Raw genomic sequence first — 16,338 nt, 5'->3', positions numbered from 1 at the left:
ATAATGAAATGTGTCGAGTGCGCACAGACACAAATCTCATATGTAAATTAAGTATGGCTGAAAAATTATCAACTAACCCTAACAGATGTGGATATTATATCATGTGGTTTTTGAAACTACAAGATGAAATAATATAAAAATTAAATAATTTGTATATAAATATTGTTTTATGTTATAATGACGCAAAAGAACTGATTAGAAATGAGGATTACAATGTTTAGATTATGGGCTAAAATATATAAAGATAATCGTATGCTTAAGGATATGGTAGTTGAAAATCCTGATATAAATATGACAAGGACAAAGAAGATATTTGCAGCACTAGATGAAGTTTGCTTGGAATTTGATTTGAGTAAACCAATCTGGTTAGAGTCGAATATTTCAGAATTTAAAAAAGTAGCAAAGACAAGATTTAATTCAGATAATTTTGTTGAAAGCATAGATTTTGATTTTCTGGAGATTCATATTATTGAAGAAGATTGTGATTTGTATTAAAATATGGTATTATGTAGAAAGATTTGTTTATAAAGTGAGGAAGTAAGCTATGTCAGACAGACAATGTAATAATTCAGAATGTACAAGTGAAAGTTGTGCAGGCTGTTCATCAAATAATAGAATGAAATACGAACCAATGAACAGTAGAAGCCAGATTAATAAAGTTATAGCAGTTATGAGTGGAAAGGGTGGCGTAGGTAAGTCATTAGTAACTTCTTCATTAGCTGCTAAACTTAAGAAGAAAGGCTATAAAGTTGGAATTCTTGATGCAGATATTACGGGACCATCTATTCCTAAAATGTTTGGGTTAAATGAAACAGCTAATGGAGATGGAAATGGTTTATATCCTGTAGAGACAAGCTCTGGAATTAAGGTGATGTCAGTTAATCTTCTATTAGAGGATGAGGAAGAGCCAGTTATCTGGAGAGGACCTGTCATATCAAGTGTTGTAAAACAATTCTGGAGTGACGTGTACTGGGGAGAATTAGATTATTTGTTAATAGATATGCCACCGGGAACAGGAGATGTACCATTGACAGTATTTCAGTCAATTCCGGTAGATGGTGCAATTATAGTAACTTCTCCACAAGACCTTGTAAGACTTATTGTTAAGAAAGCTTATAATATGGTTGTGAAAATGGATATTCCGGTTATGGGAATAGTAGAGAATTACAGTTATATAGAATGTCCTGATTGTGGTAAGAAGATAGCAGTATTCGGAGAAAGTAAAATAGATGAGATAGCATCAGAGATAGGTGTTGAATTATTAGGAAAGCTTCCAATTGTTCCGGCAATTGCTAAACTGGCAGACGAGGGTAGATTTGATGAGGCTGACAATACATTTGTAGATATGGCAGTTGATAAAATTATAAATGCAAGCAAGTAGAAAGGTTACAGACAAGTATTTACTTAATACAAGGAAAGGGTAAGCGTAGAATACGCGGGTAGCAGAATGAATTATAATCATGATGAAATATTAGATGAAATGAAAACTAATGGGGATAACGCATCGGATAGTGAAAATGCAGAAAAAAATATTAATAATGAAGCAGCAGAGAATACTAAAACAGTCGTAAAATCCAGAGAAATTGACGATAAACAGAAGAAATCTAAGAAAAAGAATAAAGATGATGAAGAAGAAACATCATGGTTTAGAGAACTTTGCAGTTGGATAATGATTTTTGCAGGTGCATTTATTGTAGCATACATTTTAAGTAATTTTGTTATAGTAAATGCAAAAGTGCCATCAGGTTCAATGATTAGTACGATAAATATTAATGATAAAGTTCTTGGCTTCAGATTATCATATATGTTTAGTGATCCTAAACGTGGAGATATCGTAATGTTTAATGCACCTGATAAGGAAAATACTATTTATATCAAGAGAATTATCGGTTTACCAGGTGATAAAATAGTTATCGAAGATAATACAGTTTACATAAATGGTGAGAAACTTGAAGAAGATTATGTAAGAAATGGTTGGGAGAAGAGTGAAGGCAGAACCGAATACGAAGTGCCAAAGGGTGAATATTTTATGATGGGAGATAACAGAGATGAATCAAGCGATTCAAGAGTCTGGGGAACAGTTAAGAAGAAAGAAATTATTGCAAAAGCAATATTCAGATATTATCCATCAATAAAATCACTTTTGAAGAAATAGAGTAAAAATAGCACAAGAAAAAATAGAACAAGAAAATATTATTTTTATAAAAAAAAACTGTGTAATGGAGATTAAAACGAAAGGTTTAGTTAGAATTAATTAATGGAAAATAAAAAAGAAACAAGTACAATTTTAACTTATTCAGCTATTGAGCAGAGCAAAAACAACATTATGGGAGCTGGAAGATACCTTATAACCTTTTTAGGTATTTTTCCGTTTATACCATTGTTTTTGTCTCTTTTTTCGTGTTTTATACAAAAAATTTCATATGATTTATATAGAATTCTTCTGCTTTCGGCAGCAATCGTGTCAATAATCATTATGGCTGTGAACATGATGCTATGGATATTTAATATGATGCGGGTATATATAATTGACGAAAAGGGCGAATTATACAGACTCAGGGCCTCAACCTTCTGGTATAAGATAAAGGATAAAATGTATCTTATTAATCCGACAGGAAGTACAGGTGGAAGATTAATGAGATTATTCTATATTGTAAATAACATTAAGGTGGTTTTAATGGCTGTTGCTGAAGATGTCACATACGAAGATTTTATTGCGATGGGTAAAATGGAGAAACTTTCAGAGATAAGCAACGTTGTCATTAATAAGAAATCTGTAAGATTAACAGCGAAAGTGCAAAGTAAGAAAGGCACAGAGCGTAAAAATATTTATATAAAACGAGTATTTGAGAAAGATGAAAATTTTTGTGAATATTTGAAAATATTAGGAGATAAAGGTTCATATAGAGAAGCAAAAGAATGTTTTAATGTAAAGAATAATAAAGAAAGTAAATTTTTAAAAAATAATGTTTCAAACTTAAAGAGATTTATCAGATTTACTATAAAATGGACTTGTGTTATGGCTTGGATTGCAGTATTTACGGTAAGCAGTGACCTTAGCAGATTAAGCAGGATAAATGCAGGAGAGTATGTTGAAAGTGTAGATGATAAGAATAGAGAAATATATGTTTCTGTTAAAGATGAGGATGAATATTTCCTGAAATCAGATTATGGAAAGACATACAAGCCAGTTCTGGTAATATATTTTTCAGTAGAAATTATTTATGCAATTATGAAAATAACAGATGAGGTAATCCTGAAGGCTAAAAAAGAGCAAAATAAATAATATATTTGAATTGTACATATTAAGAATTTTCACATACTTTTAACATTACTGTCAAAATTTCATTAGACGGATTGATTATTATTAATCCATAATCAAAATGAAAGGAAGATAGTTATGAGAAAAAAATTAATTTCTATAATATGTATAAGTGTTTTAAGCTTGAGCGTTGTATTAAGTGGTTGTCAGAGCAAAAGTTCATCAAAGAATAATTCGGAGGTATCAAACCAGACATCAACATTAGATGAAGATGAGACAGACACAAGTAATATTTCGAAATTTGAGATAGACCCTGATTACACAGCTGATGAATTAGACTATGATTATGACGAGGCAGAAGTGGTTGCAATTACTCTTAATGGAGATAATATAAGCTGTAAATCATCGGATGTTAATATTGATGGAAGTACGATTACAATTCAGAAAGCTGGTACATATTTATTATCCGGAACACTAACAGCTGGAAACATCATTGTTGATAGTGATGATAAAGAAAATGTAAGACTTATATTTAATGGTGTGGAAATAAGCAATAGCACTACAACACCATTGTATATTAAAAATGCTGAAAAAACGATTGTTACTCTTGTAGATGGAACAGAAAATACTTTATCTGATGGTGAAAATTACATATTAGATGATGAGAACAATAATGAGCCAAACGGAACAATATTCAGTAAAGATGATTTGGTTATAAATGGCTTGGGAAGCCTTACAATAAATGCTAATTATAACCATGGAATACAGAGTAAAAATTTACTTAAAATTATAAGTGGAAATATTGATATCATTTCCAACGGTGATTCAATAATTGGTAAAGACGGAGTTATTGTGAAAGAAGCTGTTATAAATATTGAATCGCAGGAAGATGGAATAAAAGCCACTAAAGTTGAAGAAAATAAAGGGTATATTTATCTTTATAATCCCGAAATAACTATAAAAGCTAAGAAGGATGGCATTCAGGCAGTTACCTGTTTGTATGTAAAAGATGGTAAGTATAATATTGAAACAGGTGAAACTAATGAGAATAGCCAAAGTAATTCGGACACTTCTACTGACTATAGCAGAAAAGGTATGAAAGCGGGCGTAGATATTACTATAGAAAACGGCGAATATACCATAGACAGTGAAGATGATGGTATACATTCAAATAATAGCATAACAGTAAATGCAGGTACAGTGAATATAGCTTCCAAAGATGACGGAGTACATGCAGATACGGAACTTACTATTAATAATGGAGATATTAAGGTAAGTGAGTCAGATGAGGGATTAGAAGCAAAATATATTACCATAAATGACGGAAATATTGACATAACAACTAGTGATGACGGAATTAATGCATCAAGTGGTTCAAGTACTACATTAGATAGTGGAAATGCACCGGAAGTAGGAAACAGACCGGAAATGCCAGCGAATGAGAATGGTGAAGTGGGTACCAATGCAGGAAACAGACCGGAAATGCCAGCGAATGAGAATGGTGAAGTGGATACCAATGCAGGAAACAGACCGGAAATGCCAGCGAATGAGAATGGTGAAGTGGATACCAATGCAGGAAACAGATCAGAAATGCCAGCAAATGAGAACAGTGAAAATACCTTAGGTAACAATAGTCGAATGATGCCAGGTGGCGGTCAGGGAGGCTTTAATGAAAGTGATGGAAGCGAACTTGTTATAAATGGTGGAATAGTTCATGTAAATGCAGGCGGTGATGGTATAGATTCTAATGGTACAATTACTATAAATGGAGGCGAAATCTATGTAGACGGTCCTACTTCAGGCGGAGATGGAGCTTTAGATTATGCTGATACCTGTGAGATTAATGGAGGTATATTAGTTGCAACAGGAAGTATTGGAATGGCTACAGCACCAACGTCAGGTTCAACACAGTATTCTGTAAATGCAGCATTTTCTAAGACATATAATGGAGAAACAAAAGTTACGGTGAAGGATTCATCAGGTAATGAAGTGCTTACTTACACACCTGCTAAGAATTTCCAATCATTTGTATTTTCAACAGATAAACTTAAATCGGGCGAAACATACAACATATATGCAGGAGATACACAGGAGGGAACATTCACTGTTTCTGATATAACAACAACTGTTGGAAATGTATCATCAGGAATGGGTGGTGGAAAACCAGGTGGTATGCAGGGTGGCAGACCGGGAAAGAATTCAGAAACTAATGACAATACCAACAATACAGGAAATGTGGGAAATACGGGAAATACACAGAATAATAGTAATAACAAAGTAACTAATAGTAATTCGAATCAGGCATAATATAATAAAGTTATTGATAGCAAAGTGAAAGTATTATATAATATAAATGTAAGGAAAGTAAGGAATATACCGCAAAGTGAAAGGAGGTGTATATATGGAATTAGCAAAAGTAACATCAAAAGGTCAGATAACAATACCAATAGAGATAAGGAAGAAACTGGGAATAAAAAATGGAGATAAAGTACTTTTTGTAGAAGAAGCGGGAAAAATTTATATTCTTAATTCTTCAATGGATGCATTAAATGAGGCACAAAGTGCATTTAAAGGAGAAGCAGAGCGACTAGGACTAAAGAATGATGATGATGTAGTGAGAATGATAAAGGAATTAAGAGAAGAGGGATAAGATAAATGAGGATTATGTTGGATACAAATGTATTAATATCGGCAATTTTATTTCCGGGAGATAAAATAAACAATATGATGAATTATATTTTTTTGAGACATCAATTAGTGCTTTCTTCATATGTTGTGGAAGAATTAAAGAGTGTAGTAAGAAGAAAGTTTCCTAAAAAAGAGCCGGTTATAGAAAAATTATTACTAATGATGAGTTATGAATATGTATATACACCCGATGATATGAAAGAAAATTTATTTTCTATTCGTGATGTAAAGGATTATCCCGTACTATATACAGCTATAATAGAAGATATTGATATTTTAATTACAGGAGATAGAGATTTTGAAGATATTATTATTGACAAACCATTAATTATGACACCTAAAGAATTTAGTGATAAATATATACAGGCATAAAACAAACTTATAGATAATATTGAATTTACTTATGACAAAAAATGTGCTATATTAACATAGTATGTGTTATATGTGTCAAAACATATACGAAAAATGTTAATATAGCACTTTTATAATTCAAGACATTTGAATTGACTAAAAACATGTGCGTATATCAAGGAGGACGAAACTATGGTAAGAGCAATAGTTGGAGCTTGTTGGGGCGATGAAGGAAAAGGTAAGATTACAGATATGCTTGCTGAGAATTCCGACATCATTGTTAGATTTCAGGGTGGAAGCAACGCAGGCCATACAATAATAAATGATTATGGTAAATTTGCATTACATCTTTTACCATCAGGTGTTTTTTATAATCATACAACATCTATTATCGGTAACGGAGTAGCACTTAATATTCCTTATCTTGTAAAAGAAGTGAATGAACTTGTAAGTAAAGGGGTGCCAAGACCTAAGATTTTAGTTTCAAATAGAGCACAGATACTTATGCCTTATCATATTTTATTTGATGAATATGAAGAAGAAAGATTAGGAAAGAAATCCTTTGGTTCAACAAAATCAGGTATTGCACCATTCTATTCAGATAAATATGCCAAAATTGGTTTTCAGGTATCAGAATTATTTGATGATGAAGTTCTTGAGGAAAAAGTAAATAGAGTATGTGAACAGAAAAATGTTATTTTAGAGCATATGTATCACAAACCAACAATTGATCCAAAGGAATTACTTGCTACATTAAGAGAATACAGAGATATGGTTGAACCATTTGTATGTGATACAGTAACATTTCTTCATAATGCAATTAAAGAGGGCAAGAATATCTTATTAGAAGGACAGTTAGGTTCATTAAAAGATCCTGATTTCGGTATTTACCCAATGGTTACATCATCATCTACATTAGCAGCATATGGTGCAATTGGAGCAGGTATACCACCATATGAGATTAAAGATATTGTAACAGTAGTTAAAGCATATTCAAGTGCCGTTGGAGCAGGTGAATTTGTCAGTGAAATATTTGGCGATGAAGCAGATGAATTAAGACGTCGTGGTGGAGATGGCGGCGAGTTCGGTGCTACAACAGGAAGACCTAGACGTATGGGCTGGCTTGACTGCGTTGCTTCAAGATATGGTTGTAAGATTCAGGGTGCGACTCAGGTAGCACTTACAGTAATTGACGTATTAGGTTACTTAGATGAGATTAAAGTATGCGTAGGCTATGAAATTGATGGAAAGGTAACAAAAGATTTCCCTACAACAGTTGAACTTGCTAAGGCAAAACCAGTATATGAGACATTACCAGGTTGGAAATCAGAGATTCGTGGAATTAAGAAATACGAAGATTTACCTGAAAATTGTAGAAAATATGTTGAATTTATCGAAAAAGAACTTGAAGTACCTGTTAAGATGGTATCAAATGGTCCTGGAAGACACGAGATTATTTACAGATAATATTTAGGCATGGAGGCAGATATGGAAAATATAGCAAAATATTTTGACCACACCATATTGAAACCCGATGCTGATATAACACAAGTTGACAGAGTGATTACAGAGGCGGTCCAAAAAGGATTAGCCTCTGTTTGTGTTAATCAGTATCGTACTAAAATGGTGGCAGAAAGACTTAAAGGAACAGATGTAAAAGTATGTACAGTTGTGGGATTTCCACTTGGTGCTGTAAGCAGCGAGGTTAAAGCATTTGAAACTAAGAAAGCTATAGAAGATGGTGCAGATGAAATCGATATGGTAATAAATGTGGGAGCTTTAAAGGATAAAGATTACGAATACGTTCTTAATGACATTAAAGCTGTCAGAAATGAATGCGTTGATAAAACACTCAAAGTAATCATAGAAACCTGTCTCTTAACCGATGAAGAGAAAGTTAAGGCATGTGAACTCGCAGAAAATGCGAATGCGGATTTTGTTAAGACCTCCACAGGTTTTAGTACAGGTGGTGCAACAGTCAGTGATGTCAGATTAATGAAGGGTGTTGTTAAAGACAGATTAAAAGTAAAAGCCTCAGGCGGCATACGTGATATAGAGACCGTTGAGGCTATGATAGATGCAGGAGCTGATAGACTAGGAACCAGCAAATTACTTATCTGATTTTGAATCTGATTTCGAATTAATGTTCTTTAAAATCTTTGAATTGTCAAAGTTTGTAAAATTACTGTTTTTATTAGTAGTATTTTTACTGTTATTTGAAGATGTTTTTGAAGAATCAATATTATTATGCTTGTTGGTATCAGAAACATTTTTGTTTAAGTTTGGATTATAACTTCTAAATACATTTGCAAGCCATATGAAAACATATAATATTAGTGGTACAAAAAATGTTGCATATAGCGATGCATAAAAGAATTTGTGAGTATATGAGTTATTCATAATTGCTAAAACCAGAGTAACAATATATAACGATAAGATTATTATAATTGCAATAATTGCAGCAATTTGTTTTATTTTTTTTAGAACTTTGTCCATACTAATCCTCATTTCTGAGCAACTTGTCTAGAAGAGGCGATAAGAAATTCGCCCAGGCGATTTCTCATCTGCCATAAAAGCTATTTGCTTTCGCTCAGAAACAAATAGCTATGTGAAAAATAAGTGCATCAGCACATTTTAGCACTATCTCCTATTCTTGATTTAAATCATATAAGGTATTATAAGATAAAACACCTATATTTTCAATAACGAAAGTGTGTTTCACGTACCTTTGCACTTGACGTCTGGCAATAGCATAGCTTTTGCTTTGAGTGCGAGCAGATAGCGAAGCTATAAACACCTCTCAGCGAGATGTGTATTCTGCCTGATAGGGTTTTTAATTTATAGGAAATACATCTTTCATATTATAATGTAACACAACAGTTACTATAGAATAAAAAACAGACAGCCGTATAGACTGTCTGTTAAAAAAGGGGAGGATAAGTATTTTATATTATACTTTAGTAATACATTTATAGTATTAACAGATACTCTGAAAATATTCTAAAAAGAATATGTCGTTGATTAATATTCCGATATTTATATATCAGAAATTATGTCAAAATTTTGTGAAGAAACTATCCTATACTTGAAAAATATATGCATATGCGATATAATGTTACATTATAAGAATTCGTGACGGAGCCACGGATTCTTTTATCACTGTCAGAATATATGACAGTTGTTCTTGAAAAAAACTGCTCCGACATGGAGGATTAAAATGGAAGATCAAAAACAGCTTACTTTATTAGAGACTTGGAGAGGAATTGCTTATTCATCACAGACAACTAAACAGGAAAGTGATAGATTCTGGGCAAACTACTTTGTATTAGAGAAAGGAATTTATGAGAAAATTCTTGCCAATCCTGATGAGGTAGTAAAGGGAACAGTTAAAGAATTAGCTGAGAAATACGATGTAGAATTATTAATTATGGTTGGTTTCCTTGATGGAATCAATGATAGCTTGAAAGAAGAGAATCCAATTGATACAATGACAGAAGATACAGTTGTTAATCTTGGATATGATAAAGAATTATTATATAAGAATATGGTTGAAGCTAAAGCTGAGTGGCTATATACACTTGAAGCATGGAATGACCTTATTCCGGAAGACAGAAGAAAAGAATTATATAAAGAGCAGAAATCTTCGCATACAGTAGTTAAAGAGAAGAAAATCGGAAGAAATGATCCTTGTCCTTGCGGAAGCGGAAAGAAATATAAATTCTGTTGTGGAAGATAATACTATTAATTTATAATATTAATAAGAACATATTAAAGATGTCAATGTTATGTTGACATCTTTTTACTTACCAGGAAATTTCTTTGAAATTGTACTGGTAAGTAAAAAACGCTCCGCGAGGATTGCACTGCGGCGGAGCGGAGAATGTCGCAAGCGACATTCTTTATTCTATAATAAGATTAAAATGTTAAAATATAATTAATATGATTACATACAAAGAATTTTACGTATATATATAATTTATATTCATGAAAGTTTAAGGCAGGTGGAAATGATGGAGAAAATATTGATTATCGAAGATGATAAAGACATTAATGAGATGCTTCAGAAATTATTAAAAGTAAATGGTTATGAAGTAATGAGTGCTTATTCTGGAACAGAAGGAGTGATATTGCATAATAAGGATATTTCTCTTATTATCTTAGATTTAATGCTTCCTGGTAAAAATGGCGAAGAGATAATAGGTGAACTACAGGCGAAAAGTGAAGTGCCTATTATTGTTACGACGGCCATTCACGATATGGATAAAAAGTTAGATTTATTTGAGTTAGGTGCGGACGATTATGTAACAAAGCCGTTTAATAATAATGAGTTACTTGCCAGAATTAAAGTACATTTAAGAAAGAAGAATAATGTAGGGCAGAGCAGAAACCTGACATTTAAAGATATAGAACTTAATTTAGATGATTATACCATAAAATGTAATGGTAAAGATATCGTTTTACCTAAGATAGAATTTGAAATTCTTAGGACACTTATGGAAAGACCGAATCATGTGCATACCAAGAATAATCTTATTGAAAGTGTATGGGATAACGAAGATTCAGCAGATGATAATACCCTTAATGTCCATATCAGTAAAATAAGAAACCGGCTTAATAAAGCTAATCCTGATGAGGAATATATTGAAACAGTGTGGAAAATCGGGTACAAGATGAAGAATTAAGAATTAATTAAGATTTGATTTAAGAGTAAATTAACACTTCTTTTATATAATATGGCTTGGAGGTGAAGAAATACTTATGAAAGATATAGTATTAAAAACAGAGAACTTAACGAAAAAGTATAAAAATTTTGTAGCCTTGGACAATGCCAATATTACGGTCTATAAGGGTGACATATATGGACTTATAGGAAGAAATGGTGCAGGTAAGACAACGCTTATGAAAACGGTAACCACGCTTACTGAGAAAAGTAGCGGCAAATTTGAATTGTTTGGAAAAAGCGATGTTGAATTAACGGAATCTAAGAGAAGAGTTGGATGCCTTATTGAGAATCCTGCTTTTTTTGGGAATCTTACAGCTTATCAGAATCTAAAATATTATGCAATTCAAAAAGGAATTGTAGATTTAAGCCAGATAGACAAAGCGCTTAAAACCGTTAATTTAGAGGAGCAGAGAAATAAAAAATTCAAGAGCTTTTCATTGGGAATGAAACAGAGGTTAGGTATTGCATTTGCAATATTAGATAATCCGGACTTTATTATATTAGATGAGCCGATAAATGGATTAGACCCAATGGGAATAAAAAGTATAAGAGATACATTTACAAGATTAAATGAAGAAAACGGAATAACAATAATGATTTCAAGCCATATTTTATCAGAACTCTATATTGTGGCAAATCATTTCTGCTTTATAGATAAAGGCAGAATAATTAAAGAAATTTCAAAAGAGGAATTAGATGCAGAATGTAGCAAATGTATTGCAATTAAGGTATTAGATGTTAAGAAAGCTACCACTGTGCTTGAGAAAGATTTAAAGGTTGATAATTACAAGGTAATTGATGATGAAGAAATAAGAATATACGATTATCTAGATAATTCAGCTAAAGTTAACAAAGTATTAGCTGAGAATAATGTTGATGTTAAAAGTATCTATGAGGCTGGAATTTCACTTGAAGAATACTTCGAAAATCTTGTAAAGGACGGTGTTAAATAATGATAAATATGATAAAAGCTGATTTATACAGAGTGTTCAGAGGTAAAGGAATATATCTTGCTATATTGTTAGCGGTAATAATGGCAAGCTCAAGTATATATGTTATGCAGCCGGGATATATCGGGCTTACCTCATCGGATACGATTTCCGGTGATTCAATGGTTGATGATGAGACAGGATTAGAACTAAGTGTCACTAATAGCATCAGCAAAACCAGAAAAATACTTAAGAAAACTGATGGTTATCCGCTTGACAGTGCCATAATCGGTACAAATGTTAATCTATATTATATGTTTATTATAATAGTTGTAGGGGTGCTTGTTACAGATTTATCACATTCAACAGCCAAGAACACATTATCCTCTGCAATATCTAAGAAGAAATATTATCTATCCAAATTATTTACCTGTTGTCTGCTGTGCATAGGTCTGGTATTGTTGAATAACTATGGGACGTATATATTTAACAGATTAATAAATGGTGCAAAATTTTCGTCAGGAATTGAGAAGATTACAAAATATACTTTAGTACAGCTGCCTATAATGTGTGGAATAATAAGTCTGTTAGTATGTATGGCATTTTTATTAAGAAAGACAGCGGCATTCAATGCAGTATCCATACCATTTGTTATGGCAGCCCAGATAGTCATAATGGGAGTTTCATCATTATTTAGCATTAAGTCTAACCATATAATGGAATACGAGTACCAGTTTATGTTGTCCAATCTGATAACAGACACATCGTTTTCGTATATTATGAAATCAATTACATTAGCGATAATATATATTGTTGTATTCAATATATTAGGCTATAATGTATTTAGAAAATCAGAAATAAAATAATGGACTCAAACTTTGCACAGACATAATAGAATTAAATCATCTGTATTAAGTAAATTTGCATATATAAATATTGAAACTTTTGCAAGAATTGCTAATTTGTAGATATCTTTTTCGGCTCTTTTGATTATTTGAGTTCATTCAATGCCATACGCCTAAACCGATGTGTCCGCCTATGACATACACTTGATTTATGACGTATCGTGTGCGAGTTAATGCCATCTGAAGCAAAAGGTCGGTGCAGTAAATCACCGTTCAAGCGAAGTGCGTTTGATTTACTGCACCGTAATAACCTCTGCTGAGGATGGCATCTACTCGCACTAGATTAAGGAAATATGAAAGTGTATGCCATAGACGGACAGCTCGGCTTAGGAGTATGTCTGTTGAATGTACACAAAATCTGAGCCGAAAAAGACATCTTACAAATTTACACAATTTTTGCAAGGTGTTTCGATATTTATATCTGTCAAATTTACTTTAATAGATGAATATAAACTGCAATATGTCTGTGTGAAGTTTGAGAATTTAGTATTTGGATAACAGGATAGGAACATATGAAAACAATTATAGTGGTATTGGTGATTTTAATAGCATTTATTTTATGCTATGTTTTTCTTGAGAAAGCCGAGATTAAGAGGCTTAAAAAAGAACTTGATTTTATAATGTCTAATGATACAAACAGGATATTGCATACAGAATTTAATTCAAAAGAGTTAAAGGAATTCGTAAGTGCTGTCAATATGTATCTGTCGGAGATTCAGAAGCGTAAAACGGAAATAGAGCATAAGAACAATAATCTTATGGTAATGATGCGAAATATTTCACACGATTTACGAACTCCTTTGACTTCAGCAGCGGGATATACTGATCTGATATTGAATTCAGATTTAACAGAAGATGAGAAAATTAGTGAAATGAAGATAGTTGAAGCCAGGTTAAAGAGACTGACTGAACTTGTAGATTCGTTTTTCGAGTTTTCTAAAATTCTGACTACGAATAAGGAAATCGAGTTAGAAACAGTTAATCTGATAGGAATTTTAGAAGAATGTATAGGAAATTTCTATGAGGATTATAAAAAGGAAAACAGAGAGGTAGATTTCATAACTTCTAATAATAAGATATCTATATCCACTAATAGAACGATGTTAAGCCGTATATTTGAAAACCTTATCAGCAATGCATTAAAATATGGTTCAGGTAATCTTACAATTGAGGTTATTTCTGAAAATGCAGATGTAATAAGGATAAGCTTTACAAACAGAATAATTGATAAAGATTTGGATACCGGCAGAATCTTTGATGATTTTTATACAACTGACATTTCAAGAACTAAGGGAAGCACAGGATTAGGACTTGCTATTGCCAAAGAATTTACAGAGCAGCTAAATGGAAATATAGAAGCTCATATTGAAGATGATAAGCTGGTAATAGATACTACATTTGTTTTGATTTGAGTTTTTCAGGATTTACACATTTCGTGATTTACGTCTGGCTCTGCGTTTGATTCTTGATAGAGCCAGTTTCTTATTCTCCTTTGAATAATTAAATATAATATTTGGATAATTATCCTGCAAATACTGGATAACAGCATCGATATCCTCTTTAGTATTTCTTGGTGAGTAGATATAAATATGATGCTCGCATAAAAGGTGCAGAGTGTAAGTAAGCTTCATTTTAAACCACAAAAAATGATGCCATGTACTATGTTCGTATGCCCATACGATTTTACTTATCGGTACGATTTCAATGTTAAACAGTCCTGTTGCAACAATATAGCTTTCTGTTAAAGTTATATTTCCTGATTTCATAATCACTCTTGAGGACAATTCATAGTTTACGTGATGAATAGAGTGCTTTCCGTGGGAAATACGGTTAAAACTCAAGCAGGCAGGATGAAAAGCCGGCATTACGATATAAATTATATTCACAATAATAAAACTTACAAGGATAAGAGCCATAATTCCTAAATAAACAGCAAGATAGAAATAAACATCAATATGATAAGATAATTCGTCAATTATAATTTCAGAAGAGACTTTCTTTAGTCCATCCTTTGTCCAGTTAAGATCTTTAGCGAAATCTTTAAACATTTTTTTTGATAGAGAATTCGATGGTACAAGTCTTGCCTTGATAGTGTAGTCATTGATTATATCGGGCAATGGGTTCTTTGATGAGTTTTTAACAAGTATAAATGTACAATTGTTATTTACAAGACAATAGTAATAAGAACCATATACTTTTCCTAGTCTGATACAGTCATAGCCTGTATATTTTGCATTGTTAAGAGTTACCTCCACGTATTCAACCCCGGAATTATATACAGTTGATGCAGAGGTTGCATAGGACATGGAAGTCGGAGAAAATACTTCTGAAAATGGAATACGTACAAATATGATATATATAATTATCAATGCAAATAATGAAATTGCAGAACTATATAAACATATTTTTCTAATATGTGAATATATGAAATTCTTTTTCAAAAATATCCCTCGCTTTCTTTAAATTATGTTACGATATTTACATAAGATTATACGTTAATATAGTGTAATAATCAAGGTTGCTTTTATTAAAAAAATAGGGTATATTCTTATGGAATATAATATTCTAATTGTATAATAGAAATGGAGATAGTATGGAAGCATATTCAAGTTTTGCAAAAGTGTATGATATGTTTATGGATAATGTTCCGTATGAAGAATGGGGAAAATATCTTATAAATCTTTTAGAAGAATATGGTATTAAAGATGGTCTGGTTCTCGATTTGGGATGTGGAACAGGAAGTATTACTGAAATACTTGCAGATAAAGGATATGATATGATTGGCATAGATTATTCTGAAGAGATGTTAAATGTTGCTTTAGATAAGAAAGAGAAATCCGGAAATAATATTCTCTATCTTAATCAGGATATGAGAGAATTTGAATTATACGGAACAGTCAGAGCAATTGTAAGTATTTGCGATTCGATGAATTATATGACTACGGAAGAAGACTTGAGAGATGTATTTAAGTTAGTAAATAACTATTTAGATATTGGCGGTATATTTATATTTGATTTGAATACTATTCATAAATATGAGACAATAGGTGAACAGGTAATTGCCGAGAATAGAGATGAAGGCAGCTTTATCTGGGAGAATACATTTTATGAAGATGAAAATATTAACGAATATGATTTAACATTATTTATTAAAGATGAAAATGGAAAATATGATAAATATGAGGAAAATCATATACAAAGGGCATATTGTCTGGATAGAATAAAGGAATTAATTAGTGAGGCAGGTCTGGAATATGTAACGTCTTATGATGCATTTACTAAAAATGCAGTGAGAAAAGACAGTGAAAGAATATATGTGATAGCCAGAGAAAAAGGCAAGAAAGTAAGTTGAATATAGAAGAATGGAGATAGTGTGAAAAATAATGCTGATGCGATTATTTTTCACACAGCTATTTGTGTCGCAGGCACCACAAATAGCATCTATCGCAGAGCCAAATTTGAAATTTGACTCGCGATTCC

General features: G+C 32.1%; 17 protein-coding genes. 15 read left to right on the top strand and 2 right to left on the bottom strand.

From position 1 onward, the window contains the following. The first annotated feature begins 213 nt into the window (after nucleotides 1-213). The 9 genes from OCV48_RS04870 to deoC all read left to right on the top strand — a co-directional run bounded on the left by OCV48_RS04870 (nucleotide 214) and on the right by deoC (nucleotide 8,422). Nucleotides 214-495, top strand: coding sequence for a hypothetical protein (locus tag OCV48_RS04870; RefSeq protein ID WP_021982172.1), 282 nt, complete (start codon nucleotides 214-216; stop codon nucleotides 493-495). 49 nt (nucleotides 496-544) lie between these two features. Then, complete coding sequence (locus OCV48_RS04865; RefSeq protein WP_147591286.1) at nucleotides 545-1,381, top strand: Mrp/NBP35 family ATP-binding protein; 837 nt, start codon at nucleotides 545-547, stop codon at nucleotides 1,379-1,381. 66 nt (nucleotides 1,382-1,447) lie between these two features. Beyond that, complete coding sequence (gene lepB / locus OCV48_RS04860) at nucleotides 1,448-2,155, top strand: signal peptidase I (protein ID WP_262559081.1); 708 nt, start codon at nucleotides 1,448-1,450, stop codon at nucleotides 2,153-2,155. A gap of 354 nt (nucleotides 2,156-2,509) precedes the next feature. Then, the gene (locus OCV48_RS04855; protein ID WP_147591285.1) at nucleotides 2,510-3,286 is read left to right on the top strand and encodes a hypothetical protein; all 777 of its coding nucleotides are present in this window, start codon (nucleotides 2,510-2,512) and stop codon (nucleotides 3,284-3,286) included. Nucleotides 3,287-3,400: 114 nt separating this feature from the next. Next, nucleotides 3,401-5,569: a carbohydrate-binding domain-containing protein gene (locus OCV48_RS04850; protein WP_147591284.1), complete on the top strand. Its 2,169-nt coding sequence runs from the start codon at nucleotides 3,401-3,403 to the stop codon at nucleotides 5,567-5,569. A gap of 94 nt (nucleotides 5,570-5,663) precedes the next feature. Further along, complete coding sequence (locus tag OCV48_RS04845) at nucleotides 5,664-5,912, top strand: AbrB/MazE/SpoVT family DNA-binding domain-containing protein (protein WP_021983824.1); 249 nt, start codon at nucleotides 5,664-5,666, stop codon at nucleotides 5,910-5,912. Nucleotides 5,913-5,917: 5 nt separating this feature from the next. Then, a complete protein-coding gene (locus tag OCV48_RS04840; RefSeq protein WP_021983825.1) occupies nucleotides 5,918-6,322 on the top strand; it encodes a putative toxin-antitoxin system toxin component, PIN family in 405 nt (134 codons plus the stop codon). A 171-nt stretch (nucleotides 6,323-6,493) separates the two neighbouring features. Continuing rightward, nucleotides 6,494-7,768, top strand: a complete 1,275-nt coding sequence (locus OCV48_RS04835; RefSeq protein ID WP_147591283.1) for an adenylosuccinate synthase — start codon at nucleotides 6,494-6,496, stop codon at nucleotides 7,766-7,768. 9 nt (nucleotides 7,769-7,777) lie between these two features. Then, a complete protein-coding gene (deoC, locus tag OCV48_RS04830) occupies nucleotides 7,778-8,422 on the top strand; it encodes a deoxyribose-phosphate aldolase (protein WP_262559077.1) in 645 nt (214 codons plus the stop codon). On the opposite strand, the gene OCV48_RS04825 is transcribed toward deoC, so the two are convergent. Then, the gene (locus tag OCV48_RS04825) at nucleotides 8,411-8,797 is read right to left on the bottom strand and encodes a hypothetical protein (RefSeq protein ID WP_147591282.1); all 387 of its coding nucleotides are present in this window, start codon (nucleotides 8,795-8,797) and stop codon (nucleotides 8,411-8,413) included. The two genes, deoC and OCV48_RS04825, sit on opposite strands and share 12 nt — an antisense overlap. A 721-nt stretch (nucleotides 8,798-9,518) precedes the next feature. Here OCV48_RS04825 and OCV48_RS04820 point away from each other — a divergent pair. The 5 genes from OCV48_RS04820 to OCV48_RS04800 all read left to right on the top strand — a co-directional run bounded on the left by OCV48_RS04820 (nucleotide 9,519) and on the right by OCV48_RS04800 (nucleotide 14,270). After that, nucleotides 9,519-10,037: an SEC-C metal-binding domain-containing protein gene (locus OCV48_RS04820; RefSeq protein ID WP_021983829.1), complete on the top strand. Its 519-nt coding sequence runs from the start codon at nucleotides 9,519-9,521 to the stop codon at nucleotides 10,035-10,037. A gap of 274 nt (nucleotides 10,038-10,311) precedes the next feature. Further along, nucleotides 10,312-10,983 (top strand): response regulator transcription factor, encoded by a 672-nt coding sequence (locus OCV48_RS04815; protein WP_021983830.1) that lies wholly within the window; start codon nucleotides 10,312-10,314, stop codon nucleotides 10,981-10,983. A gap of 76 nt (nucleotides 10,984-11,059) precedes the next feature. Then, a complete protein-coding gene (locus OCV48_RS04810; RefSeq protein ID WP_147591281.1) occupies nucleotides 11,060-11,977 on the top strand; it encodes an ATP-binding cassette domain-containing protein in 918 nt (305 codons plus the stop codon). Further along, entirely contained in the window at nucleotides 11,977-12,819 is an 843-nt protein-coding gene (locus OCV48_RS04805; protein WP_147591280.1) for a hypothetical protein, read from the top strand. Before OCV48_RS04810 ends, OCV48_RS04805 begins: the two co-directional genes overlap by 1 nt. Nucleotides 12,820-13,370: 551 nt before the next feature. After that, on the top strand, nucleotides 13,371-14,270 hold the full coding sequence (locus OCV48_RS04800; protein WP_021983833.1) for a sensor histidine kinase: 900 nt from the start codon (nucleotides 13,371-13,373) through the stop codon (nucleotides 14,268-14,270). A 12-nt stretch (nucleotides 14,271-14,282) separates the two neighbouring features. Here the strand turns inward: OCV48_RS04800 and OCV48_RS04795 are convergent, their stop codons facing one another. Continuing rightward, nucleotides 14,283-15,299, bottom strand: coding sequence for a DUF6709 family protein (locus OCV48_RS04795; protein WP_147591279.1), 1,017 nt, complete (start codon nucleotides 15,297-15,299; stop codon nucleotides 14,283-14,285). A 152-nt stretch (nucleotides 15,300-15,451) separates the two neighbouring features. Here OCV48_RS04795 and OCV48_RS04790 point away from each other — a divergent pair, with 152 nt between their 5' ends. Then, nucleotides 15,452-16,210: a class I SAM-dependent DNA methyltransferase gene (locus tag OCV48_RS04790; protein WP_147591278.1), complete on the top strand. Its 759-nt coding sequence runs from the start codon at nucleotides 15,452-15,454 to the stop codon at nucleotides 16,208-16,210. Nucleotides 16,211-16,338: the final 128 nt, after the last annotated feature.

The sequence above is a fragment of the Bovifimicola ammoniilytica genome (genome assembly GCF_025567085.1).
GTDB lineage: Bacteria > Bacillota > Clostridia > Lachnospirales > Lachnospiraceae > Bovifimicola > Bovifimicola ammoniilytica.
This window is presented reverse-complemented; position numbering and strand designations above follow the sequence as displayed.